The 255-nt window shown below is 36.9% G+C and carries 1 protein-coding gene; it reads right to left on the bottom strand.

The window, feature by feature from the left end:
* Positions 1 to 40 precede the first annotated feature (40 nt).
* On the bottom strand, positions 41 to 255 hold a 215-nt coding region (locus tag RMT89_RS44225; protein WP_315889404.1), incomplete at its 5' end, for a DUF6157 family protein.

Below are 255 nucleotides of genomic sequence, written 5' to 3'. Positions count from 1 at the left end.
ATGAATGCAAAAAATCATGCACCCCATTGGTACATGATAGTTATCTTTTTTGGCGCATGGATTGAATATGCTTCAAGCTAGAATCTTGTTTAAATCGCTGATATTCCTCTGATTCCATTGGATAAATCGCCATTTTTTCTTCATGATTAAAATGAACACCCCAGCCATATTGCTTTACTAAGGGAGATGCTCGAAAACAAGGCTGTCCTTTTGAAAAAAATTCTTCTTTGGAAATGCCTTTATGGGCAGCAGTTG

Source organism: Streptomyces sp. P17, from assembly GCF_032436805.1.
GTDB lineage: Bacteria > Actinomycetota > Actinomycetes > Streptomycetales > Streptomycetaceae > Streptomyces.
This window is presented reverse-complemented; position numbering and strand designations above follow the sequence as displayed.